Here is a 22758-nt window from a genome sequence, read left to right as displayed (position 1 = left end):
ATCAGTATTTAAGGTGGTGTCAACATGGACTTGGAATATAAACTGAAAGAATTGAAACATGATTATGTCCGCATCCAGGCCGATCTGGAAAAAGTCGAGTCGACCGGCCATAATACCGAAAGCCTTGAGAGGCAGCTCCTCAACATCGAGAATGAAATTACAGAGACGAAAAATAAAATCAGACAACAAAAATAACAATTTCAGGAAGTGCATGAAATGAAAAGAATGATATCCGTAATCATGCTCATCCAGTTCCTGATTTACTTCGGTTTCAGCATGATCATTCCAGTCATCCCGGAAATCGTCACGGAACTTGAGGCATCAACCATACATATGGGGTGGCTGCTCGCCGTCTATTCTCTGGCAAGCTTCTTATCGGCTCCGTTTTTCGGGCGCCTCAGCGATAAATACGGCCGTCGCAAGATCCTGCTTTATGGTTTATTTGCATTTGCGCTCAGCTTTTTCATATTTGGTGTTTTCATAGACAACCTTTTTGTTCTTTACATAAGCCGCATACTCGGCGGGGCGGCATCGGGTGCGCTCTATACCGCAACGACCAGCATGGTCGCAGACATAACGACACGGGAGACCCGCACCAAGTACATGGGCCTTGTCGGAATGGCAATCGGCATGGGCTTCATCTTCGGCCCGGGTATCGGTGGACTGCTCGCCGGCATCAGCCTGAGCCTGGCTTACTACATGACCACCTTCGTCATTCTGGCGACTCTGGTCGTGGCCGTTTTAAAGATAAAAGAAACCTATCGGCCGACGACTTCGGTCAGGAAGGATATCACCCTTCCGACGGAGTACCTCCTTCAGCCGGTCGGCATTTTGCTTGTATGTACATTCCTCATCATGTTCATCAACAGCGGCATGGAAAGTACATTCCAGCTGCTCGGTATTGAAAGGATCAGCATCACCCCGGCGGAGATGGGGGTTTTATTCTTCATCGGGGGCATATTCAATGCCATCGTCCAGGGTGGTGTGATACGCAGGCTCAAGGACGGTCAGGAGCTGCCGTTCATGATTGCAGGCCAGGTGTTTACACTCATTGCCTTCATCATGCTGCCGTTCATGAACGGCCTCTTCTATGCCGGTGTCTGCATCGTCTTCCTGATGGTGGGGAATGCTTTGGTGAGGACGCTCATCACTTCACAGATCACCAAGGAAGCACAGACCGATGAAATGGGACGCATCACTTCGACCACGTATTCGATGGACAGCCTCGGGCGCATTTTCGGTCCGCTCGTATTCAATGCGCTGTTCCTGATCACCCCGGGGATGCCGTTTTGGTTCGGTGCCGCGGTGACGGTGTTCGCTACGTTCTTCATATTCCAGTACTATCGTAAAAGAAAGCGGGTGATTCAATGATCATTGCATTGATGCTTCTGATCTATCTTGTAATCGGGTATTCCACTGTCATGATAATGAGAAGCCGCGCCCTCGATGCCATGAGACTGATTTCCGGTGTCGCTTTTCTCCTGATGATACTGGTCTACAGCCTGTCACTGACCGACCCGGACTCGGTGATCGTCTTCGTGCTCGGCCTGTCGTTGATGCTGTCCATTGAAATAGCCGCATTCAAGGAGACCAGAGATGATCGCGACAATGTGTTTTTAGTCTACGCCTTCACTGCAATGTTTGCAGCCGTTCTGATCATAATGGTATTTATGAATTGAGATGGGAAGGTGAGAATATGAGAAGAGTCATATCTGTCCTGCTGATCATAATGCAGCTGCTTTTTTTCATCAACTATTTCATACACGCGAGCATCATGCAGCTGAACCTGTATTTATGGATCTTCACGGCACTTTTCGGGGTGCTCATCAGCATCCGCCTGTGGCGGAATGCACCCCATATGTATGAGAGCGAAGCACTGTATATGGCCATGCGCATCTCGCTCTCCGCCGTGAGCGCTGCCTCACTCATCTTCATCATGGTCCTCATCATATCGAGGCCCTATCTTTTGTAAGTTCTCAGACAAAACCCGGACAGGAATCCTGCCCGGGTTTTTCATCGTCATTCTTTTTTCCCTTTCCTCAGCTGGTTCATCCTGATCTTGCCTTTTTGGAATATCGGTACACCGATTTCTGCCGCCATATATATGGGCCGCCTCAATATGAAGTCGAATTCCCCGATCTTCTCTGAAACTTCCGTACCCCATACTTTTTTGAACTGCCATAGCCCGAAGTGCGGCGAATCCTTCTCAGGCATCACACTGACACCGCCGAAGTCATACGTTTTTGCACCCTTGTCCCTTGCATACTGCATCATGACGAACTGCATATGATGGTTCGGCAGGTAATCCCTGTATTCATTCGATGAGGCGCCGTATAAGTAATAAGCCTTGTGGCCGGACAATGCAAGCAGTGCACCCGACAAGATGATCCCTTCAGGGTGTGCCTGCTTGATTCTCCGGGCCTCTTCGAGCTGATTTTCAAGTTTTTCCCGCCTGCCGGCGAGGCCCTTCAACTCGTTGTCCTTCTTGATGCCGTCCTTTTTCTTACCTGCCTTTTCGATATCTTTATCCAGCTTTTCAAGGTCCTCGATCACGGACGCCTCCACGTTGGAAGGGATGAGCCGGACAAGGAAGAGTTCCATATGGCCGTTCGGGTTCAGATGGTCGTACATCGATTCGAAATAGGTGATATCACGCGTGAGGAAACCGTCGCGCTCCCCCGTCTCTTTCATGAGGTCGACGAAGACCGGGAGATCCTCACGCGATGCCACATACACTTCCGTCCCCTTCCTGAGTGCACTGCGCACTTTAGTCCGGTTGTTGCGCTCGAAGCTTTTCAGCAGTGAGGCATCGTCCTTGGCGATATCCGTCACCATCGTCTGGCGCGGCTGAATCGTATTCTTGCTCATGCCGTCCTGGAAACCGTGATGCCTGAAGCCGAGTACTTTAAGGTTTTCAAGCGCATCTTCATACCGGGCTACAGGCAGATCAGGGTCGATTTTAATCGTATAGGCCTTCTCTTCCTTCGCGATGGCGACCGCCTCTTTCAGCATCGCCTCGACGAGCGCATGATCGTGGTAGTCGCAGACGAAGCCCCGGGAAATATAGCAGAGCGTCGCATTCAATTTAGGCACCTTTTTAAATAAAAGTGTGGCCGCACCCCGTGTTTCCGAAGTTTCATCGGTGATTGCAAAGCGCCTGAAATACCATCCAGTCAGTTTTTTTGAAGCTGCCCAGTCCGTCAGCTGGAGCAGGTCTCCATTCGGATGGTCTTCTATGAACCGATTATGTTCTTCCTCACTTAAATGCTGTCGTTTATACATAGTTATCTCCAATCCAAAAATCTGTTATAATTCCATTTATGAAAGGTGGCGTTATATATGAGAATCGTTATATTGATCATTTTACTGCTGCTCAATGCAGCCAGCATGATCGAAATGACACAGTACTTTGATACAGGGTTCATCCAGCTGTTGAGCGCCCGCATCATCCTGGCCGTCATTTCATTCATCCTGGCCCTTGTATATCTTCTCGTAGGCGGCTCTGCGGCGATGAAGATATTCGCACTCCTGACCGTCCTGACCGCCGTTTCGCATCTCGTTTTCATGCTTTATATAAACTTGTAATCCGCACCCAGATAATCACCGCTTTCACCGCCCGTGCCGATTTCAATCGACATGTCGGGGTGATCGCCTTGTTCGATCTCAATCACGGTATTTTCATCAACCTGTCCCTTCCAGATGCCGATGACGTCGAAGAACGCCTGCCACTCAGCGGCATCCTTAACCGTCTGGGTGATTTTCATTTCGGCAGGTTCCATCGAGGCCCCAAAACTCCGGATCCTTTCCCTTCTCGCATCGTCATCCTCTTCCCATTGGATGAAAAATGGAAACATATGAGTCTCACTCAATATATAGAGCAGTGACCAGCGCAATGTCTCTCCATTGGTTTCCCGTTCCATATACAGTGGTCCGAATGTTTTGAAGCCCTGGGCCCGGTAGCGCTCGCAAAGCTGTACAATATCGTCCGTGGCAAGCGCATAGCGGATGAACCCTTCCGTATAATTGCATTTATGGATTGCTTTGGCGAAGGAATCCTCTGCTTCACGCAGATGGTCATGGAACTGGTCACGGTCCCTGATGGTGAGATACTCGATGTATCTTGTATCGATGTAGGATAACAGGTTCTCTGTGCCGAGACGCTTGTGCACCCCCCCGGAATGGATTTCGAGCGGTGCCTCTTTCCGTGCTTCGTCGAGATGATTCACGTAATGTATGATGTGGTCGAACTGGATCATGTTTTGCCCCCTCAATTAAGCTCTCTTTATAATAAAAAGCCGACATGAATGCCTGAACACTCCATACCGGCCCATCGTGGACCCCATTCAGACTTTGATGATGCCGGAATGACTTTTCCAGATCCGCTCCGCCTCTTTGTCCCGGTACTCCCGGCTCACAATCCTGTTTCCCGTTTCAATATCGAAAAAGTGGCTGTTTTCCATGTCGAATGCAAATTTCAGTCTGTCGCCGACCGTGATATTATGCCTTGCATCCACCCGTGCAATGAACTCCTGACCGGCGAGATCTGCATAGAGCATGGTTTCTGAACCGTGCATTTCGCTCACACGGATTTCAACATCGAAACTTGATTTCGACGCTTTGACATACCTCGCTTCGTCCCGGATATCTTCGGGACGGATGCCGAATTTGACCTGCTTTCCGTCATACCCTTCATCAATCAGCATCTGCCTTTTATCTTCGGGGATTTCAAAGCTGGTATCCCCGATGAAGAATGCTCCGCCGTCTATGCGTCCCTCCAAAACGTTCATGGCCGGCGAGCCGATGAATTCTGCGACGAAGACATTTTCAGGCAGGTCATACACTTCCTTCGGTGTCCCGACCTGCATGATGTCACCCTTGTTCAGCACTACGATCCTCGTCGCCATCGTGAGCGCCTCCGTCTGGTCGTGGGTCACGTAAATGGTCGTGGTTTCAAGTCTTTTATGCAGCTTGGTGATTTCTGCACGCATCTGCACGCGGAGTTTCGCATCGAGGTTTGAGAGCGGCTCATCCATCAGGAAGACACCCGCATCGCGTACAATCGCTCTGCCGAGTGCCACACGCTGTCTCTGCCCCCCTGACAGTGCTTTCGGTTTGCGGTCAAGGTATTCGGTGAGGCCGAGTATCTCCGCCGCCTCATGGACCTGGGCTTTTATCTCCTTCTTCGGCGTCTTCCTCAGCTTCAGGCCGAATGCCATATTGTCATATACGCTCATATGCGGATAAAGCGCGTAGTTTTGGAACACCATCGCGATATCCCTGTTTTTCGGTTCAACATCATTCATGCGTCTGCCGTTGATGTACAAATCGCCTTCAGTGATCTCTTCAAGGCCCGCAATCATCCTGAGCGTTGTCGATTTGCCGCAGCCCGACGGGCCGACGAAAACGATGAACTCGCCGTCATCGATCGTCAGATTGAAATCACGCACGACCGCCGGACCGTTGTCGTAGCTTTTTTTTATATTTTCGAGTTTCAACTCTGCCATATCATAATCCCCTTAAATAAGAAAGTGTTTAGCGGTGATCATTTCCATGCTCCTTCAAGCGTTTTTCCAGTACATCCCCCGCCATATCGTTCATCGCACGGACATATTCAAAAACACCTTTCAGCACGGGATAGATCGTCCTCACACCCGCTTCCCCGAAAGTCGAGAGGATGAATGTGATGACATTCAGCTTCCTCACTTTGAGCACGGTGGATATCAGAGTCGTGAGCGGGCCGATCATCTTCCTGTAATTGCCCGCCGCTTTGCCCGTCTCCTTCGCCTCGTTGACGAAATCGATGACACGGGGCATCGGCACACCGACGAACGCCGCGTCACTTTCATCAATATGGAAATGCCCTGTCGTCTTCTGTTCGATCGCTTTGAATTCCCTGCTCAATATCAGATCCTTAAATCCCGGCGTGAGCAGCCTGGCACCGAGCGCATTGCTCTTTTTACTCAGGAATTTGTCGAAGTACTTCGTGTCCCCGGCCCTTTTCCTGAATGCCTCATCCTTCGAATTGAAATATGCATCGATTTCTTCTTTCAATTCATCAATGCCTGTCCCATCCTTCACACTGATGAAATGATACTTGAGAGGATCTCTGATGATTTTCTTGAAGGTGACATGAAGCTCTGCATTCTTCTCCCGCTTCAGCAGTTCGCGGTCATGAGCGCCCGATACGTCGATGAGTGCGTCCAGTTTGCTGTAAACGAAGGTGATTCCGATGTTCTTTTTAGCCAGGAAACGGATCACATTTTCATCCGCTTCCCTAATCTTCGAAGAGAATACGTAGAGGACATGTTTCACCTTGTGTTTCTTCAAGAGTTTCTTGTACTCTCCAGGTGTGAATTCTTTCGTACCGACCCCCGGGAAGTCCAGCAGTTCACTGTGTTCACCATAAAGATACCCTGTGACGTCCCTTGTTGCATCGGTTTCGGTCGATATGTGGGATTGCTCACCGGTCAGCGCATTGATCAGCGCACTTTTTCCCGCATCCACCTGCCCTGCGACCGCAATACGGTAATCGATCGTTCCTCTGATGTAGCCGAAAAATTCCCCGACCAGCGGATGTTGATGTGTCATCGTGTCACCTCATCATATAGTTTCTTTATTTTTACTGCCCATATACGTACTTATTGACAATCCGGCAGCCAATGAAACAATTGAAGCAATCCATGTGCCCGGCGTGTCAGGAAACCCGGGATAGAGCGGGAACACCGAGCCGAACAGGAGTCCGATGATGGCCGCATAAGTGAGGTATGTGTAATTCCTGAGCAGGAATTGAATCCCCCTGCTCGCCAGGAGCAGGCCCGATACGATGCCAAGCCCCGTCGCAATGAGTAACGGGGCCACTCCGAAGTTGAGTGAAGTGAATTCACTGATGGCCCGCATGATGATGGGATACGCACCAATGATGAGCAGTACGAGGGATCCCGAGATGCCCGGCAGGAGCATGACTGAAGAGGCAAGCATGCCGCTGAAAAACAGGAGGGTCAATGTGAGCATCGAAATATCGATGGTGTCTGCCGGGGCCCCGCTCTCGTTGACTGTAGACATCCAGTATAAAAGGATGGTCACCAGCCCAATCACCAGGTAATGCGCCGGCCTGAACTCCACCCTGTAATTCGAAATGCCGAACATCATGGGAACGACGCCGAGCACCATGCCGATGAAGAACCAGTGGGTCGGCACCATGTGTTCGGTCAATAGATAATCCATCAGGGAAGACATCGTGAGTATGGCGATGCCCATGCCGATGACCAGCGGCAGCAGATAAAGCACCGCCTTTTTGAAATGCTTTGATACGATACGGCTGATTGCACCGAGGAATTGATCATATATACCTAAAAGAAGTGCCATCGTCCCGCTGCTGATGCCGGGGATGATTTCACATATCCCCATTAAAAATCCCCTGAATAGATTCGTCCATTTAAACATTTCACTGCCCCGCCATTCACTCACGAAATTACTTCATGATGTTTTTACTGCTTCCATATATAAAATGATTGTAGCATAATCGACCTCAATTTTTTAGAAATTAGGCGTATAATGGGGGCAAGAAGTCATTATTAATAAGTGGGAGTTGTACATATGAAAAAATTGGGCGTTTATTTCGGGACATTTGCGCCATGCCATGTGGGCCATTTCGAACAGATCATCCGTGCCAAGAGGGAAAACGACCACGCGCTTGTCATCGTCAGCGGTTATGCAGGCGATCGCGGAGATGAGTATGACATGAGTTTGAACCATCGGGTGAAGGCAATGCGGCAGCTGTGTGCCGGAGATGAGAATGTCACCGTACTGAAGCTGGATGAGACCGATATCCCCCGCTATCCGGAAGGCTGGACTTCGTGGCTTGGGATGATGGCCGACCTGATTCAAAAGCACACACCGGACCATGTGAAAGATTTTGGAAAACTCACGTTTTACGTCGGGGAAGAAGAGTATATGGCACCGCTCAAAGATTTTTATTCAGCTCAATGGCGCAGTGTTTCAACTGATGTCATCCTTGTGGACAGGCAGGTGCTCAGGATCAGCGGGACGAATATCCGTGAGGCGGCACTGATCAACTGGGATTACGTGACCCGCCCCTTCCGCCGTTTCTTTGTAGAGAATGTGCTGATCCTCGGAGCACCAGGTACGGGTAAATCCATGCTTGTGAAGGATCTCGCGCGCCGCTATTCGACGAGCTATTCCATCGAATATAAAAAGGAATATTTGAAAGCGCACCAGGTGAATGAAGATGAGCTGGATGCCAAGGACTATCACGCCATCGGCATCGGCCAGTTCGACATCAACCGTAAGAACATCCACTCTCCTGCAACACGGAAAGTCTTCTTTGCGGACACCGATGTCATGACAGCCAAGGTGATGACCCAGCTGTCCGATTCGAATGAATCCTCGAAGAGACTCTATGATGTATTCGATTATTACATTCAACTGCAGAACTGGGCCCTGATCTTACTGCTTCCGCCGGCAGCAGGCGATCATCATGGCGATGTGCTCTACCAGGCGTTGAAGAAGGAGATACGGGACAACGGCCTCCGCTCTGTTTCACATGAATTGAAAGGGGATTCGTACAGGGACATCTACTTTGAAGCCCATTCACTGGTCGACGGAATGCTCGCGGAAGGTAAAGATAATTGAAAAATCATTTTATATTTTCTTAAAATTGCGATATTATGGAAGTTAGTAAAAAACACAGGAGGAATTCAGTTTGTATAAGAAAATGCTTATGACACCCGGCCCCACCCCGATTCCGGAAAAAGTGAACCAGCGCATGGCAGAAGGCATGATCGGGCACAGGTCCGGCGACTTTACGGAATTGATGCGCCGCATTAAACCGAAGATCAAAGATGTTTTTGGTACGAAAGATGAGGTGGCCATCCTCTCCTCCAGCGGAACGAGTTCCCTTGAAGCGGCAATGGTCAACCTGACTGCACCAGATGAAAGCGTTGTCGTCATCGTGAGCGGTGCTTTCGGGGCACGTTTCGAAGCCATCGCCAAAACCTATCCTTATAATGTCCACACTTATGAAGTCGAATGGGGGGAAGCGGCTGATCCTGACGATTTCAAAAAGTTTCTGAGTCAGCTGGACAATGTGAAAGTCGTCGTTTCACAGGCATGCGAAACATCCACGGCAGTACTGCACCCCGTGACGGAACTCGGGAAAATCGTGAAAGATTATGACACAGATGCGTTGTTCATCGTCGACGGCGTCAGCAGTGTCGGCGGCATGAAATTCAATATGGAAGAGTCGAAGATAGATTGTCTGATATCAGGCAGCCAGAAAGCCCTGATGCTCCCCCCCGGTCTCGCATTCGTCGCCATGAATCAGAATGCGCGCCAGAAAGGCCGGGACAATGATATTCCGAGGTTTTATCTGGATTTGAACCAGTATTTCGATTCATTGGATAAAGACACCACACCTTTCACTCCTGCGGTCTCACTGATCCAGGGACTTGAAGCTGTATTGGATTCGATTGCGGAGGAAGGCCTTGAAAATGTATTTGAAAGACATGGCAGGATGAGGGACATGCTGCGGGCCGGCCTAGAAGCACTGGATTTCGAACTATTGGTGGAGGAGCAATATGCATCACCTACCGTTACGGCGTTCAAATCCAGTTCCGACGAGCTTTCGATCATCAAAGACGAACTCAAGAATAACTTCGGAATAACGATAGCCGGCGGACAGAAACACTTGAAAGGGCAGATTCTCCGCATCGGTCATATGGGCTACATGTTCCCTGCCGACGTCATCCTCGTGCTCAGCGCACTGGAAGGCATCGTCTCAAAGCATAGGCAAAAGAATTATTATGGAAAAGCGATCACAAAAGCTCAGGAGGTATTTTTCAATGACTTATAAGGTTTTAGTCCTGGATCCGGTGAGTGAAGACGGCATCAAGGAACTCATCGATCACCCGAATTATCAGGTCGACATCAATACCGGCCTTACAGAAGATGAAATCATAGAAATCATTTATGATTACCATGCCATCGTCGTACGCAGCCAGACAAAAATTACAGAGAACGTCATCCAGCACGGACGGATGCTGAAAGTGATCGCCCGCGCCGGTGTCGGCGTGGATAACATAGATATCGATGCGGCCACCAAATTCGGCGTCATCGTCATCAATGCACCGGATGGCAACACCATCTCCGCGACTGAACATACGATGGCAATGATGCTCTCGTTATCGCGTGATATTCCGGAAGCCCATAAAGAACTATCCGAAGGCACATGGAACCGCGGTGCACACAAGGGTGTGGAGCTCTACGGCAAAACACTCGGCATCATCGGGGTCGGTAAAATCGGCTTCGGTGTCGCACGCCGTGCCCAGATCTTCGGCATGAAGGTTGTTGCATTCGACCCATACTTATCCGATGAAAAGGCGAAAGAATCGGGAATCGAGAAACTTGAAGTGGATGAAATTGCCGGGGTGGCGGATTTCGTCACCGTGCATACACCGCTCACCCCGCAGACCAAAGGCATCGTCGGCAAGTCGTTCTTTGAAAAATGCAAGCCCGGCCTGAGGCTCGTCAATGTGGCGCGGGGAGGCATCATTGATGAAGCTGATCTGATTGACGCACTGAAAGAGGAAAGGATCGGAGGTGCGGCACTGGATGTGTTCGAAGAGGAGCCGCCGACCAATATGGAGCTGCTGTCCCACCCTTCCGTCATCGTGACACCGCACCTGGGCGCCTCTACGATAGAAGCTCAGGAGAAAGTCGCGGTCAGTGTTTCCCGGGAAATCATCCAGATTCTCGAAAATAACACAATCGTCCATGCTGTCAATGCACCGCGCATGAGTGAGAACATCAATAAAGAGCTTCAGCCATACATCAATATCGCAAGCCATATGGGCTCCGTCGGCATCCAGCTGATGAATAAGCCGCCGAATGAAATCCGCTTGAAATATCACGGTGATATTGCCGTGGATGATACAAGCATGCTGACCCGTTCATTCATAGCGAACCTGCTCCGCCCGCATTTCGGTGAAAGCGTCAATATCATCAATGCGCTTTATTTCCTTCAGGAGCAGGACGTCACATATAAAGTCGAGAAAAAAGGAAAGACGAAAGGATACAACAACTATCTGGAAGTCGAGCTGACCAATGCTGATGAGCATCTTGTGCTCGGCGCCAGCGTCCTCGACGGATACGGCGAGCGTATCGTCAAGCTGGACGACTATCAGGTCGACATCAAACCGACCCAGCATATCCTTGTCATCAATCACATCGACCGTCCGGGCATCATCGGCGATATGGGTATGATCCTCGGCAAACATCAGGTGAATATCGCAAGCATGCAGCTCGGCCGTTCCAACGAAGGCGGCGCGGCGCTGTTATCGCTATCACTCGACTCACGCGTAAGCGAAGAAGCACTGGAAGAACTCAGTGTGATAGAAGGCTTCAAAGACCTCAAGCAGGTGGATCTTCAAATTTAATGATCACGAATATGGAAAAGGGAGTTCCTCGGTGAACTTCCTTTTTTTGCGTTCCGGGAGGACAGGTGGAGAAACTGCTCTTCAGGCCAAAAAAACTCCTAAGTTACAGATTTTTTATTTCATCTGTGAACTTAGGAGGCGGCACCTCAGGAGTTTCCGGTTTAAGAACTGTTTTTATTTGACCATTTCCTCAACAGCAAGCACATCCGGGACGAGGTTGTCACGCTCGACCCCGAGTCCGGTGAAGGTCGGGATGATGTCATCACCGGTAAGGCCGGTCAGTGTGCCTATGAACTCGACTTCCATCTTCTCTGCGCAGAAGAAATCGGCTACGGAATCGCCGACGACATACACTTTTTCATCGGAGTTATTCTCACCTTTCACAGCTTCTTCGAAATGGTTCTCATCCTGCGCATACAGCGTCCATAAATAACTGTACGGATGCGGCTTTGAAAGCTGGCGTTCCACGCCTTCAACAGCTTCCGCCTCCTTGACTTCGGAGGCTGTGGATATTCTTTCATCATTAAAGTACTTCAACAACCCTGCCGCTTCGAAAGGAATCAGGGTCTCCTCCCTCGACCGCCCGGTCGCGATGCCGATGGTGAGATCCTGGTCGAGCAGGTTTTGAAGCATCGCCTCAAGTTCATCGACCGGTGCAAGCCATTCTTCCTGGTGGAGGAACCCCTCCTTGTCACCTTCAATCGGCAGCTCACTGTCCTTCATCCGCTCGCTGCCCAGGTACCATTCCTGATACACATGCTGGCCGAGCAGCCATAATGTGCTGTTGGTCCTGAAGTCGTCTTTTTCATTCAGAAATTTCAAAGAGGTGGCATAGTTGACCAGACCTTCGTAAATGGTCTCTTTCGTGTACTCATCGCCATCCAGGAATTCCAGCACTTTTCCGTAATCAGGCTCGACATCACCCAGCATCTCGCCGACACTGTACAAGTCATTGAGATCCACATTACTTATATTTATGCCGGAATCTTTAAGTAAATTGATATATATGACCGAAAAGGTGATATAAAGCATATCCCAGTTCGAGTTCAACCCCAGCTCTTTATAGCGGCTTAAAATTTCATCATCCAAAAAGATTTTACTTCTGATTTCTGCGATTTCCTCATCTGTATAGGATGTTTTGAACTTTTCCTGGGTCAGATTCAAATACCGGGGGTTGAAAAGCAGTTCATGCACAGATAATGCAGATACATCAAAACATCTTTCCTCACTTAAAAATACTCCGTCAACATCAAAAATTACAACGGACATAATGGGGCCTCCTTCAAAGCGGTTTTTCGTCTATGATTAATTAAAGTTTCTCATATTCATACCGAAATGTCGAACACTATCCCGATCATCCCTCCATTTCGATAGCAGGTCTGATATAATATTAACTGAATTTACAAATAAAGGGGAATCGGCATGTCTGTGACCAGCCATTTAAATAATTTGAAGAAGGAAATAGGTAAAGTGATCGTCGGTCAGGAAGAAGTGATCGACCTCATTTTCATCAGCATCATACAGAAAGGGCACATCTTATTTGAAAGCGTCCCGGGCACCGGTAAGACCGTGCTCTCAAAATCCATATCAAATGTGCTCGGCGGGGGTTTTTCGAGGATACAGTTCACACCGGATGTCCTGCCGACGGATATCACGGGGATGAACATCTACAATCCGAAGACGAAGGAATTTGAACTGAGGCACGGCCCGGTCCGCACGAACATTCTGCTGGCTGATGAAATCAATCGTGCCACACCGAGGACACAGTCGGCACTCCTTGAAGTGATGGAAGAGAGGCAGGTCACGATCGACGGTGTCACCCATACGCTGGAATCCCCTTTCATCGTGCTGGCGACCCAGAATCCAATCGAATCAAAACAGGGTACTTTCGACCTGCCTGAAGCGCAGATGGACCGTTTTTTCATGAAGATCGACCTTGGTTACCCTTCCTTTGAAAATGAACGCATGATGCTCGATATGCACACGGATATGGAATTGCGCGAATCCATCGATCAGGTTTTATCACTTGATATCGTTAAGGAGATACAGGAGGAAGCGAGAGGGGTCCATATCAACCGGACGGTCAAAGATTACATCCTCAACCTTGTCCACCGGACAAGGGCGCATGAACACATCGCTCTGGGTGTCTCACCCCGCGGGGCGATTGCGCTGATGCAGGCGGCAATCGGCGCAGCACTGGTCGGCGGCAGGGATTATGTCACACCGGATGACGTGAAATATATCGCACCGTATGTGATGGCACACCGCATCGTACTGAATATAGAGGGCATGACGCTGACTTCCGAAAAAGAAGTCATAGACCGCATTCTCACCACCACGGAAGTGCCGGTGGAATACGGGGTTGAAAGATGAAGTACAGGACACTCCACAGCGATTCAAAAATTGAGGCGGCCCTCTTCTTCATAATCGCTGTCATCGTCATATTCGATTTATTATATACAGCTCAATTGAACGGCTGGCTCCAGCTCATCATCGGAGTCGTCATCGCTGCGGCACTGCTGAACTTCTATTATGAGAAGAATATTGCGAAACACCTTACGGTGGAAGTGCTGCCGGGGGAGCTCAGGAAATATAAGGGTCAGGAGGATGTGCTTCAACTGAAGGTCACCCAGCGCGGCCGTCTGCCCGTGTTGTCTGCAGACATAGATATCACGGCGGGTGACGATATCGCTTTTTATAATGATCAGGCACTGAAAATCAGGAACGTCACAGAGACATCATATTCATTTTCAGTATTTCCCGGGAAATCCACAGTGATAGAAGTTCCGTTCAAAGCGAAAAACAGAGGTACCAGTAAGATCATCAACACAAAAATCACCCTACCGCGCATGTTCGGTTTCGGCCACCTCAAACTCGAACAGGTCGGTACAGCCAATCATGAAATACTGATATATCCCGACCGTCATGCACTTCATAACCGGCCGCTCAAGACGAAAGTCGAGCAGGGGACCTACAGGGAGAAGAATACATTTTTCCATGACCCGCTCCTCACAAGCGGTAGCAGGCCTTACAGGAATACAGACAGCCTGAGGGACGTGCACTGGAAGCTGAGTGCAAGAAGCGGTGAACTGATGACCCGGGAATACGAAAAGACGACGCACACATCATGGCTTTTTCTGATCAATCTGCGTTCGGACAAATCATTCGCACCCCCTGCCAATATTGAAGTCATTTTTGAAAAGCTCGCCTTCCTCTTCGGAAAGATTACAGAAGAGGAGATACCATTTAAAGTGATGGCCAACATGCGCACCTTCGACCGCCATCAGTTCTTCACCCTGGATGAGAGTTCCGGGAAGCTGCATTACCGTCGTGCGCTGGAATCGCTCGCCAGAATAAAGACCGTCACTTACACGATCAGCTTCGACCGTTTCCTGAAGTTCGTAAAGCAGTCGGAAAAAATACCGACACACATCATCTTCACAGGGAAAACAGATGATCTCATCATGGCTGAATTGAGATATTACGTCGAGAAAGGGACAATGATATATCAGCTGGATGCCCATGGCCTCACACCTTTCGAATACAGCACCGGGGAGGCGGTGAAATGAGCCGGCTCAAGTATCATGCTGCATTTCTGCATGCCTTCCTCGTTGAAATGACATTTTTACTGTCGTTCTACCTGTTTTTGAACATTCATAATATGGCCGGTGACCGGAATCACGTGTCATTTTTCCTCACCGTCACAGTGCTGCAGTACTTGGCCGCTCATCTGATTGCCCGGTGGCTGCCGGTGAAGTACGTCTATATTTTGGTGCCCGCCACATTGACCGTTACACTTTTGGCAGGGGATTACTTCCTGTCGGCACTTCTTATAAGCACTCTGCCCGTCTGGCGCCTGGAACAGCTGCTCTACACCCTGAATGACAACCTGGCACCCCAGTCCCTCGTCGCAGGCCTGATATGGCTGATCATCATCACTCTGGTTTCCACGCCGGAAGTCACTTCGCACTTCGGTGCGTTCAACCTCATATACATTATAGCTCTGACAGGTTATTTCAGTGGAAAAATACTCACACTCGCCATGGACAGCGGATATGGCGGGCGCCTCTATATCAGGCTGGTCTCATCCTTCATACTGATGTTCATTGTGCTGGGGGTCGCGATGACCCAGGTTTACAGACTCGCAGTCTTCACTTTGAGCTATGCGGTCATCTTCCTCTTGAATGCGATGGTGTTCATGCTGAGGCCATTTTTTGATTTTCTTGAAAGTGTGGAACTGGATTATCCAGAAGATATATTCCAGGAAGACGAAACACAGCTGAACGGTCACCAGTCGCCCGAGGAAGTGATATCGGAGACGGACCGGGCGCTCGGCATACCGTTTGGTGCGATCGTCCTGGCTCTGGTGGTGATTGGAGTCATTTTCGCAATATGGTCATACTTCAGGCAGCGCGACCCCGCAGTGCGCGAACAGGTTCAGGACAATAGGAAGCACAATACGGTAGATCATACACCAGTCAGCGTCCCGATCCCCAAAAAAGCGCCGGCCTGCAAAGCCCGCAGGTTGTATTTTGACTTTGAAAAGTGGGCCGCTTCAAAAGGGCATGGAAGGTATGCGGACGAAACGATCGAGCAGTGGTTCAGGCGCCTCTCCCTCCATGAGCACACTTCCGTCTCTAAGCTTGAGCATTATCAGGAGATGCGCTATAAGGATAAGAAACTGACCAAAGATGAACTCGAAAACCTGAAATCCTACATCAAGGCGTTTAAAAATATCCTAAATAAAAAAGCCTGATTCCTCAGGCTTTTTCTTATTAATACTGATTCAGATACTGGTCGACTTCCCATTCAGAAACTTGTGCGCGGTACATATCCCACTCCACACTCTTATTGCTGTGGAACTGTCTCATGATATGGGGCCCAAGCGCATCCTGGACCACTTCGTCTTCACTCAATGCCTTCAATGCCGTGTATAAAGTGGACGGCAGGTCATTGACACCAAGCGCTTCCCTTTCATCCCTGGTCATCTCATAAAGGTTCACATTGACCGGCTCGGGCAGATCGATTTTATTTTTGATGCCGTCTAGCCCCGCCTTCAAAATGACGGCCAGAGCCAAATAAGGATTGGCGGCCGGGTCCACAGAGCGGATTTCCGCTCTGGTCGACATTTTTCTTGACGAAGGGATCCTCAAAAGCGGCGAACGGTTCTTACCGCTCCATGCGATGTAGCTCGGTGCCTCATACCCAGGCACCAGACGTTTATACGAATTCACAATCGGATTGCATACTGCCGTGAACCCTCTTGCGTGCTTCAGGAGGCCGCCCATGAAATGGCGCATTTCCCCGCTCAGTCCGAAGCTGTCGTTTTCATCATAGAACGCATTCTCTTCGCCCCTGAATAGTGAAACATTAAAGTGCATGCCGCTGCCGTTGATGCCGTAAAGCGGCTTCGGCATGAATGTCGCATGCAGATTATGCTTCCTTGCGACCGTCTTGACGATCAGTTTGAACGTCTGGATATTGTCGCACGCACTGATGGCGTCCTCGTACTTGAAATCAATCTCATGCTGACCCTGTGCCACTTCGTGGTGGGATGCTTCGATTTCAAAACCCATATCCTCGAGCTCAAGCACGATATCGCGCCTGCAATTCTCACCCAAATCAGTCGGTGCTAGATCAAAGTAACCACCCTGGTCATTCAGTTCCCTGGTCGGGTGACCATTTTCATCCAGTTTAAATAAAAAGAATTCCGGCTCGGGACCCAGATTGAATGAAGTGTATCCCATCTCTTCCATTTCCTTCAGCACACGCTTTAAATTAGAGCGCGGGTCACCTTCAAAAGGCTCACCTTCCACTGTGTAAATATCACAGATCAGTCTGGCGACTTTTCCTTTGCCTGCCGTCCACGGAAAGATGGACCATGTATTGATGTCAGGCTTCAGGTACATGTCGGACTCTTCGATTCTTACAAAGCCTTCGATCGAGGAGCCATCGAACATCATTTCCCCGTCAAGCGCTTTATCGAGCTGGCTTACCGGCACTTCGACGTTTTTGATCGTACCGAGTATATCCGTAAACTGCAGCCTGATGTATCTGACGTTCTCGTTTTCGACAATGCGTTTGAGGTCTTCCCTCGTATAATTGTTCTTCATCCATTCACTCTCCTTGATTTTTTAAAAAAATCTTGATAAATCTCCGCGGTTTGGCAGTGCTCTGTTAAGTTCCCTGTGATTCAGTATTTCATCAGCCGGGTGGCTTTCATCTTTGTCGAGAATCTCCCCGATCCGCTTCATGGTGAAACCCTTTTCCATCAGTATTTTGATGGTGAGCAGTTTTTCAAAATCATTCATAGAGAACAAACGGTGATTCCCTTCGCTTCTTGACGGTGCAATCAGCCCGGCGGATTCATAATGACGAATCTGACGGGCAGTCAGGTCGGTCAGTTTCATTGCCGATGACATCGGGAATACGGGTGCATTTCTTCGACTTTTATCATTGTCCATGATCACCACTCCAACTATGGGAAAATAATATCACATTTTTTTCCAAACTCAAAATCGATGTAAGATTATCTTACATCACTATGATTATATAGGAAAAACTCCCATCCTACATGAATTTTGATATAAGAAAAACCACCTGCTTTCCATGCGGAAAGCAGGTGGTTTTCCCTTTTGTTCGTCATCGTTTGAATTTGCCCCTGTTCTTCTTACGGTTCATCGTCAGCGTCTCTTTTGTAAATAGTGAGTAGACCACGGGGACGATGATGAGTGTGAGAAGTGTACTCGCAAGCAGTCCGCCGATGACACTGATGCCCATCGGCTGGTTGATTTCAGATCCTTCTCCGAGTCCAATCGCTATCGGCACAAGCCCGAGCATTGTCGTGAATGCGGTCATGAGGATCGGTCTCGTGCGTATATCGACAGCTTCCGTAATCGCTTCATAGGCATTCATCCCTCTTCCCCTCAGCTGGTTGATGAAGTCGACAAGGACGATCCCATTGTTCACAACGATGCCGATCAGCACAAGCATGCCTATGAAAATCGGTACACTGAGCGGGATATTCGTCAGCCATAATGCAAGCATGACGCCCACCGATGAGAGCGGAATCGTGAACATGATCACGAACGGATATTTGAATGATTCGAACTGCGCTGCCATCACAAGGAAGACGAGCACCACGGCAAGTACCATGGCCATGATCATATCCATGATCGAGTCTTCGATCAGTTCCTGGTCCCCCGTGAATGACAGATTGCTTCCAGGCGTCAAATCCAGATCCTCAATGAGGGCCTGCATCTCCGTCACCGCGTCCGAAAGATTGGCGTCCGCTTCCAGTTCCAGCTCATATTGATATGCATGCTGGCCATTGATCCTCTGGACCGAGGACGGTGCAGGCTGCCTGTCGATCGTTGCCACTTCATCGAGGGTCACAGCTCCCCCATCCTCCGTCCGTGATATCACAATATCACCCAGTGCTTCCTCGGAATCCACTTCCTCTTCCGGCAGTGTCATGCGCACCAACAGGTATTCTTCGGTACTTTCATCCAGAATCAGGAAGACATCCATGCCGGTCGTCAGATCGTTGAAGGTCTGCGCCACTTCGGAAGCAGTCAAGCCATTTTCAAACAGTGCCTCCTCATCCAGTGTGATCGCAAGCTCATCTATCGTTTCTGTCGTATCATTGGACACCCTTTCAACGGCTTCCATCCCACGGAGCGCCTCGGTGATTTTTTCTTCATCCGCATCCAGGTCCTGTTCACTGCTGTTCATCAGGTCGAATGTCAGGACGGTGGAATCGGTGCCCGTCGAAGTGGTGGTCATGATGCTGAGCTCTGCATCGCCGACATAACTCTCCGCGATGGCCTGCAGTTCGGTGTTCACTTCATCCGCCACCTCATTGGTCGAGCGTTCGCGTTCATCCATGGGAGCGGTCGTCACATAGATCGACCCCTGTGAAGCGTCACTGCCGCCGCCGATCCCCCCCATCTCAGACGCGCCTGCCATGGCGAGGAACACTTCTATCTCTTCAATGCCGAGCAGATACTCCTCCATCTCGGCAAGTGCTGCTTCCGTCGTTTCCAGGTTGGTCCCCGCCGTCATATCTATATTCGCTGAAAAGAAGCTCTCATCCGTTTCAGGCAGGAAAATCATACCGGTGCGGTAAATCCCGAAAATCCCGAGTGCCACCAGGACACCGACGATCAGAAATGTCACAAGTCGGAATCTCAGGGAGAATTTAAGCATCCTCCGGATCACACGGTTATATATGCTGCCCCGCCTCCGCTCTTCCATGGAAGTGTCCGCCTTCTTCATGAACTTGCTTGCAAACATCGGGACTACAGTGAGTGCCACGATCAGAGATGCCAATAAACTGAATGCGACAGTCAATGAGAACTGGGTGAAAATCTGGCCGATGATGCCCTCGATGAACAACACCGGCAGGAAGACGGCAATCGTGGTGAAAGTCGAGGCCGTGATTGCAGCGGCCACTTCCTTCGCGCCTTCATGCGCCGCCTCTTTCGGTGTCTTCCCGAGACCGAGATGCCTGTTGATGTTTTCAATCACCACAATACTGTTGTCGACGAGCATCCCTACGCCGAGCGCAAGGCCGCCCATAGTCAGCAGATTCAGCGTGAAGTCCGAGAAATACATCAGCACGAATGTAAATATGACCGAATAGGGTATCGCGATGCCGATGATGATGGGACTTCTTACATTCCTCAGGAAGAGGAATAAAACCACCATTGCAAATACGGCCCCGAGGATCAGGGCAGTCGCTATATCCTGGATCGAACGATTAATGTAGTCCCCCTGGTCGAATAACACATCTGCTTCGATTCCTTCAAATCTCGGTTCTTCCAGTGTCGTTTCAAGGACATCCAGAAAATCGCCCGACACTTGTGAAGTGTTCCCGTTGGATTCTTCCAGTACGTTGATCAGCAGGGACGGACTTTGGTTCGTCCTTGAAATCGTCTCCCCGCTGTCGCTCACCCGTTCGATGGTGCTGATGTCCCCCAGGGTGATTGTGTCGCCCTCTGCCGGATCGATGGTGACCGGAAATGCCTCCAGGTCTCCGATCGACTGCATCTGCGCCTGAATACGCGTGGTGATGGATTCTGTCCCGTCACTAATGGTCGTGCCAGGCATTGAAACATCACTCGAAATGAGCATCTGCTGGAGGGTGTTCATATCCAGCTGGTAATCATCCATCCCATCCGGCTCCAGCCGTATTTCAATCGTCTCCGTCGTCAGCCCTTCAGCATCGACGCTCGCCACACCTTCAATCCGTTCCAGTTCATCACTCAGCTCCTCGACAAGCCCCTGGAATTCAAGTTCGTCCATATCACTGCTGAGAGACATCTGGATGATGGGGAGCTGCGATGGATCGAACTTCATGAACCGCGGATCCCCCGCACCGTCCGGAAGCTGTACATTGTCGAGCCCCTGACTGATTTCACCTTCCACGTCGTCAATATCCGTCGCCCACCCGAACTGGAGCAGCGTCAGGCTCGATCCTTCCTGGGCAGTCGAGGAAATCGTATCCAGTCCGGTGGTCGTCGATAAACTGTCTTCAATCGGTATTGTGACCTGGTCATTCACTTCTTCAGGCCCCGCCTGATCATATGTAGCCACGACAACACCGATCGGCGGACTGATGTCCGGTATTAATTTAAGCGGTATGTTCACAAGAGACACTGCTCCGAGCACTATGACCAGCAGCATTGTCACCATCGTCAACACCGGCCGTCTGATTGAAAACTTTATCATGACTTCTCCCCCATTCACCCTTGTAACCACTACCTGCATCACACTTTATTTTAACACCTTTAGAGTGATTTTACTAAAGACTGTAATAAAAAGACGCCGGCCATGAAGGACCGGCGCCTGTTGATTTAAAAGAAGCCCAGCAGATTCGAAACGAACACCAGTATGATGATGACCGGCAGCACGAACTTCAACAGTAAGATCCAGCCTCTGAAGAAAGTGTACATCCTACTGTCCTGAACGACGCCGACCTGGTTTTTAACCGTCGAGTATTCGAGGATATAACCGACGAAGACCGACGACACGAGTGCGTTGAACGGCAGCATGATGTTCGAGACGAGGAAATCCACATTGTCGAAAATCGTCCCAGCAAAGAACTGCACATCATTCAGTACACCTTCCGATAGTGCTGAAGGGATTCCGATGACGAACACGATGAGCCCGAAGACATAAGCCATCATTTTCCTTCTGTCTTCATTGCCTTTGATCGCGTTGGCCACATTGATTTCAATCATCGAAATTGCGGATGTGAGTGTGGCAAAAAGGAATGCGAGGAGGAATAATATATAAAATACATTCCCAAGGGCAATCTCACTGAAAACCTGCGGCAGCACGATGAATATCAGACCCGGACCGAATACATTCTCCATTTCAAACGAGGCGATGGCCGGGAATATCGCAAGTCCTGCCATCACTGAAATCACGACATTCATCAGGACGATATAGAGCGCCGACTGGGCCAGATTATGCGACTTATCAAGGTATGAGGCATAAGTGATCATCGTCGTCGCACCGATGCTCAAAGCAAAGAAAGATTGTCCGAGCGCATAAAGCACCGCTTCTGAATTGATGTTCTCAAACGAAGGCCTCAGGAAAAAGTCCACGCCCTCCATCGCGTTCGGCAATGTCAGGGAACGGATGATGATGACCACAAACAGTATGAACAATAAAGGCATCATGATTTTCGAAGCACGTTCCAGACCTCTTTGGACACCCTGGGAGACTATCAGGACGGTCAGCAGTAAAAATGTGCCCTGCCCAAGGATGACATATAATGGATTGGTGACGACCCTGCCGAACATATCACCATAATCGGTAATGGGCAGCAGGCCCACAGTATTGATGAAAGCGACCACAAGATACAGCAAAATCCAGCCGCCGATGACACTGTAGAACGACAGGAGAAGGATGACCGCTATGTTCCCGCTCCAGCCGAATACACGATACCATCTTTTCCCTCCGAGATATTCAAAGCCTTCGATCGGGTTCCTGCCGCCTGCCCGTCCGATGACGAATTCCGATAATAAAAGCGGGAGACCGACGACAAGGGTGAATAATAAGAAGATAAGAAGAAATGCACCGCCGCCATGCTCTGCGGTCATATAGGGAAAGCGCCACAGCGCGCCCAGACCGATCGCCGAGCCAGCCGCAGCAAGTATGAACCCGATTTTAGAACCCCATTGAGATTTTTCCAAGTCTTTCCCTCCAGTAAAAAAGTTTATAATGATTACATATGCTACCATATACAGCCTGATTTTAACAGAGGCATCAGGCGGGGATTCCTGTTCGTCCACCA

General features: G+C 49.7%; 21 protein-coding genes. 11 read left to right on the top strand and 10 right to left on the bottom strand.

Going from position 1 to position 22758, the window contains the following annotated elements; translation table 11 throughout:
- Positions 1–24 precede the first annotated feature (24 nt).
- Genes BUA12_RS13030 through BUA12_RS05665 form a run of 4 tightly spaced genes read left to right on the top strand, consistent with a single transcriptional unit; the run spans position 25 to position 1972 of the window.
- Positions 25–195 carry an SE1832 family protein gene (locus BUA12_RS13030; RefSeq protein ID WP_178138230.1) on the top strand — a complete coding sequence of 57 codons (171 nt, stop codon included), beginning with the start codon at positions 25–27 and terminating at the stop codon, positions 193–195.
- Between the two features lie 21 nt (positions 196–216).
- Entirely contained in the window at positions 217–1371 is a 1155-nt protein-coding gene (locus BUA12_RS05675; RefSeq protein ID WP_072709295.1) for an MFS transporter, read from the top strand.
- Positions 1368–1679, top strand: coding sequence for a hypothetical protein (locus BUA12_RS05670; RefSeq protein WP_072709294.1), 312 nt, complete (start codon positions 1368–1370; stop codon positions 1677–1679). The genes BUA12_RS05675 and BUA12_RS05670 overlap by 4 nt, the downstream gene beginning before the upstream one ends.
- Before the next feature lie 17 nt (positions 1680–1696).
- The gene (locus tag BUA12_RS05665) at positions 1697–1972 is read left to right on the top strand and encodes a hypothetical protein (protein WP_072709292.1); all 276 of its coding nucleotides are present in this window, start codon (positions 1697–1699) and stop codon (positions 1970–1972) included.
- 47 nt (positions 1973–2019) lie between these two features.
- Here BUA12_RS05665 and BUA12_RS05660 read toward each other — a convergent pair whose 3' ends face one another.
- Positions 2020–3282, bottom strand: a complete 1263-nt coding sequence (locus tag BUA12_RS05660; RefSeq protein WP_072709290.1) for a lipid II:glycine glycyltransferase FemX — start codon at positions 3280–3282, stop codon at positions 2020–2022.
- A gap of 57 nt (positions 3283–3339) precedes the next feature.
- On the opposite strand from BUA12_RS05660, the gene BUA12_RS05655 reads away from it, so the two are divergent.
- On the top strand, positions 3340–3585 hold the full coding sequence (locus BUA12_RS05655) for a hypothetical protein (protein ID WP_072709288.1): 246 nt from the start codon (positions 3340–3342) through the stop codon (positions 3583–3585).
- Here the strand turns inward: BUA12_RS05655 and BUA12_RS05650 are convergent.
- The 4 genes from BUA12_RS05650 to BUA12_RS05635 form a co-directional block, all read right to left on the bottom strand.
- A complete protein-coding gene (locus tag BUA12_RS05650) occupies positions 3570–4256 on the bottom strand; it encodes a VOC family protein (protein WP_072709286.1) in 687 nt (228 codons plus the stop codon). The two genes, BUA12_RS05655 and BUA12_RS05650, sit on opposite strands and share 16 nt — an antisense overlap.
- An 87-nt stretch (positions 4257–4343) precedes the next feature.
- Positions 4344–5504, bottom strand: coding sequence for an ABC transporter ATP-binding protein (locus tag BUA12_RS05645; RefSeq protein ID WP_072709284.1), 1161 nt, complete (start codon positions 5502–5504; stop codon positions 4344–4346).
- A gap of 28 nt (positions 5505–5532) precedes the next feature.
- The gene (locus BUA12_RS05640) at positions 5533–6588 is read right to left on the bottom strand and encodes a GTPase domain-containing protein (RefSeq protein WP_072709282.1); all 1056 of its coding nucleotides are present in this window, start codon (positions 6586–6588) and stop codon (positions 5533–5535) included.
- A 12-nt stretch (positions 6589–6600) separates the two neighbouring features.
- Positions 6601–7407: a DUF368 domain-containing protein gene (locus BUA12_RS05635; protein WP_245772760.1), complete on the bottom strand. Its 807-nt coding sequence runs from the start codon at positions 7405–7407 to the stop codon at positions 6601–6603.
- 189 nt (positions 7408–7596) lie between these two features.
- Here BUA12_RS05635 and BUA12_RS05630 point away from each other — a divergent pair, with 189 nt between their 5' ends.
- The 3 genes from BUA12_RS05630 (at position 7597) to serA (ending at position 11453) form a co-directional block, all read left to right on the top strand.
- Positions 7597–8652, top strand: coding sequence for an AAA family ATPase (locus BUA12_RS05630; RefSeq protein WP_072709277.1), 1056 nt, complete (start codon positions 7597–7599; stop codon positions 8650–8652).
- An 82-nt stretch (positions 8653–8734) separates the two neighbouring features.
- Positions 8735–9871: a pyridoxal-phosphate-dependent aminotransferase family protein gene (locus BUA12_RS05625; RefSeq protein ID WP_072709507.1), complete on the top strand. Its 1137-nt coding sequence runs from the start codon at positions 8735–8737 to the stop codon at positions 9869–9871.
- Positions 9861–11453, top strand: a complete 1593-nt coding sequence (serA, locus tag BUA12_RS05620; protein WP_072709275.1) for a phosphoglycerate dehydrogenase — start codon at positions 9861–9863, stop codon at positions 11451–11453. Before BUA12_RS05625 ends, serA begins: the two co-directional genes overlap by 11 nt.
- A 174-nt stretch (positions 11454–11627) precedes the next feature.
- Here the strand turns inward: serA and BUA12_RS05615 are convergent, their stop codons facing one another.
- Positions 11628–12722, bottom strand: coding sequence for an HAD family hydrolase (locus BUA12_RS05615; protein ID WP_072709273.1), 1095 nt, complete (start codon positions 12720–12722; stop codon positions 11628–11630).
- A gap of 153 nt (positions 12723–12875) precedes the next feature.
- Between BUA12_RS05615 and BUA12_RS05610 the strand changes: the two genes are divergently transcribed.
- The 3 genes from BUA12_RS05610 to BUA12_RS05600 are packed head-to-tail and all read left to right on the top strand — an operon-like array spanning position 12876 to position 16209.
- Positions 12876–13826 carry an AAA family ATPase gene (locus BUA12_RS05610; protein ID WP_072709271.1) on the top strand — a complete coding sequence of 317 codons (951 nt, stop codon included), beginning with the start codon at positions 12876–12878 and terminating at the stop codon, positions 13824–13826.
- The gene (locus tag BUA12_RS05605; RefSeq protein ID WP_072709269.1) at positions 13823–15022 is read left to right on the top strand and encodes a DUF58 domain-containing protein; all 1200 of its coding nucleotides are present in this window, start codon (positions 13823–13825) and stop codon (positions 15020–15022) included. The genes BUA12_RS05610 and BUA12_RS05605 overlap by 4 nt, the downstream gene beginning before the upstream one ends.
- Complete coding sequence (locus BUA12_RS05600) at positions 15019–16209, top strand: hypothetical protein (RefSeq protein WP_072709267.1); 1191 nt, start codon at positions 15019–15021, stop codon at positions 16207–16209. Before BUA12_RS05605 ends, BUA12_RS05600 begins: the two co-directional genes overlap by 4 nt.
- 19 nt (positions 16210–16228) lie before the next feature.
- Here BUA12_RS05600 and glnA read toward each other — a convergent pair whose 3' ends face one another.
- The 4 genes from glnA to BUA12_RS05580 all read right to left on the bottom strand — a co-directional run bounded on the left by glnA (position 16229) and on the right by BUA12_RS05580 (position 22657).
- Positions 16229–17566: a type I glutamate--ammonia ligase gene (gene glnA / locus BUA12_RS05595; RefSeq protein ID WP_072709265.1), complete on the bottom strand. Its 1338-nt coding sequence runs from the start codon at positions 17564–17566 to the stop codon at positions 16229–16231.
- A 21-nt stretch (positions 17567–17587) separates the two neighbouring features.
- A complete protein-coding gene (locus BUA12_RS05590) occupies positions 17588–17917 on the bottom strand; it encodes a MerR family transcriptional regulator (protein ID WP_072709263.1) in 330 nt (109 codons plus the stop codon).
- Between the two features lie 178 nt (positions 17918–18095).
- A complete protein-coding gene (locus BUA12_RS05585; protein ID WP_072709261.1) occupies positions 18096–21185 on the bottom strand; it encodes an efflux RND transporter permease subunit in 3090 nt (1029 codons plus the stop codon).
- A gap of 125 nt (positions 21186–21310) precedes the next feature.
- Positions 21311–22657, bottom strand: coding sequence for a sodium-dependent transporter (locus BUA12_RS05580; protein ID WP_245772759.1), 1347 nt, complete (start codon positions 22655–22657; stop codon positions 21311–21313).
- Positions 22658–22758: the final 101 nt, after the last annotated feature.

The sequence above is a fragment of the Lacicoccus alkaliphilus DSM 16010 genome (assembly GCF_900142805.1).
GTDB lineage: Bacteria > Bacillota > Bacilli > Staphylococcales > Salinicoccaceae > Lacicoccus > Lacicoccus alkaliphilus.
The sequence above is the reverse complement of the archived record's forward strand: the minus strand, read 5'-3'. Positions and strand labels throughout refer to the sequence as shown.

Coding starts and splice junctions, on each gene's coding strand:
- BUA12_RS13030 (WP_178138230.1), top strand. CDS start 25: ATGGACTTGGAATATAAACTGAAAGAATTGAAACATGATTATGTCCGC.
- BUA12_RS05675 (WP_072709295.1), top strand. CDS start 217: ATGAAAAGAATGATATCCGTAATCATGCTCATCCAGTTCCTGATTTAC.
- BUA12_RS05670 (WP_072709294.1), top strand. CDS start 1,368: ATGATCATTGCATTGATGCTTCTGATCTATCTTGTAATCGGGTATTCC.
- BUA12_RS05665 (WP_072709292.1), top strand. CDS start 1,697: ATGAGAAGAGTCATATCTGTCCTGCTGATCATAATGCAGCTGCTTTTT.
- BUA12_RS05660 (WP_072709290.1), bottom strand. CDS start 3,282: ATGTATAAACGACAGCATTTAAGTGAGGAAGAACATAATCGGTTCATA.
- BUA12_RS05655 (WP_072709288.1), top strand. CDS start 3,340: ATGAGAATCGTTATATTGATCATTTTACTGCTGCTCAATGCAGCCAGC.
- BUA12_RS05650 (WP_072709286.1), bottom strand. CDS start 4,256: ATGATCCAGTTCGACCACATCATACATTACGTGAATCATCTCGACGAA.
- BUA12_RS05645 (WP_072709284.1), bottom strand. CDS start 5,504: ATGGCAGAGTTGAAACTCGAAAATATAAAAAAAAGCTACGACAACGGT.
- BUA12_RS05640 (WP_072709282.1), bottom strand. CDS start 6,588: ATGACACATCAACATCCGCTGGTCGGGGAATTTTTCGGCTACATCAGA.
- BUA12_RS05635 (WP_245772760.1), bottom strand. CDS start 7,407: ATGGGGATATGTGAAATCATCCCCGGCATCAGCAGCGGGACGATGGCA.
- BUA12_RS05630 (WP_072709277.1), top strand. CDS start 7,597: ATGAAAAAATTGGGCGTTTATTTCGGGACATTTGCGCCATGCCATGTG.
- BUA12_RS05625 (WP_072709507.1), top strand. CDS start 8,735: ATGCTTATGACACCCGGCCCCACCCCGATTCCGGAAAAAGTGAACCAG.
- serA (WP_072709275.1), top strand. CDS start 9,861: ATGACTTATAAGGTTTTAGTCCTGGATCCGGTGAGTGAAGACGGCATC.
- BUA12_RS05615 (WP_072709273.1), bottom strand. CDS start 12,722: ATGTCCGTTGTAATTTTTGATGTTGACGGAGTATTTTTAAGTGAGGAA.
- BUA12_RS05610 (WP_072709271.1), top strand. CDS start 12,876: ATGTCTGTGACCAGCCATTTAAATAATTTGAAGAAGGAAATAGGTAAA.
- BUA12_RS05605 (WP_072709269.1), top strand. CDS start 13,823: ATGAAGTACAGGACACTCCACAGCGATTCAAAAATTGAGGCGGCCCTC.
- BUA12_RS05600 (WP_072709267.1), top strand. CDS start 15,019: ATGAGCCGGCTCAAGTATCATGCTGCATTTCTGCATGCCTTCCTCGTT.
- glnA (WP_072709265.1), bottom strand. CDS start 17,566: ATGAAGAACAATTATACGAGGGAAGACCTCAAACGCATTGTCGAAAAC.
- BUA12_RS05590 (WP_072709263.1), bottom strand. CDS start 17,917: ATGGACAATGATAAAAGTCGAAGAAATGCACCCGTATTCCCGATGTCA.
- BUA12_RS05585 (WP_072709261.1), bottom strand. CDS start 21,185: ATGATAAAGTTTTCAATCAGACGGCCGGTGTTGACGATGGTGACAATG.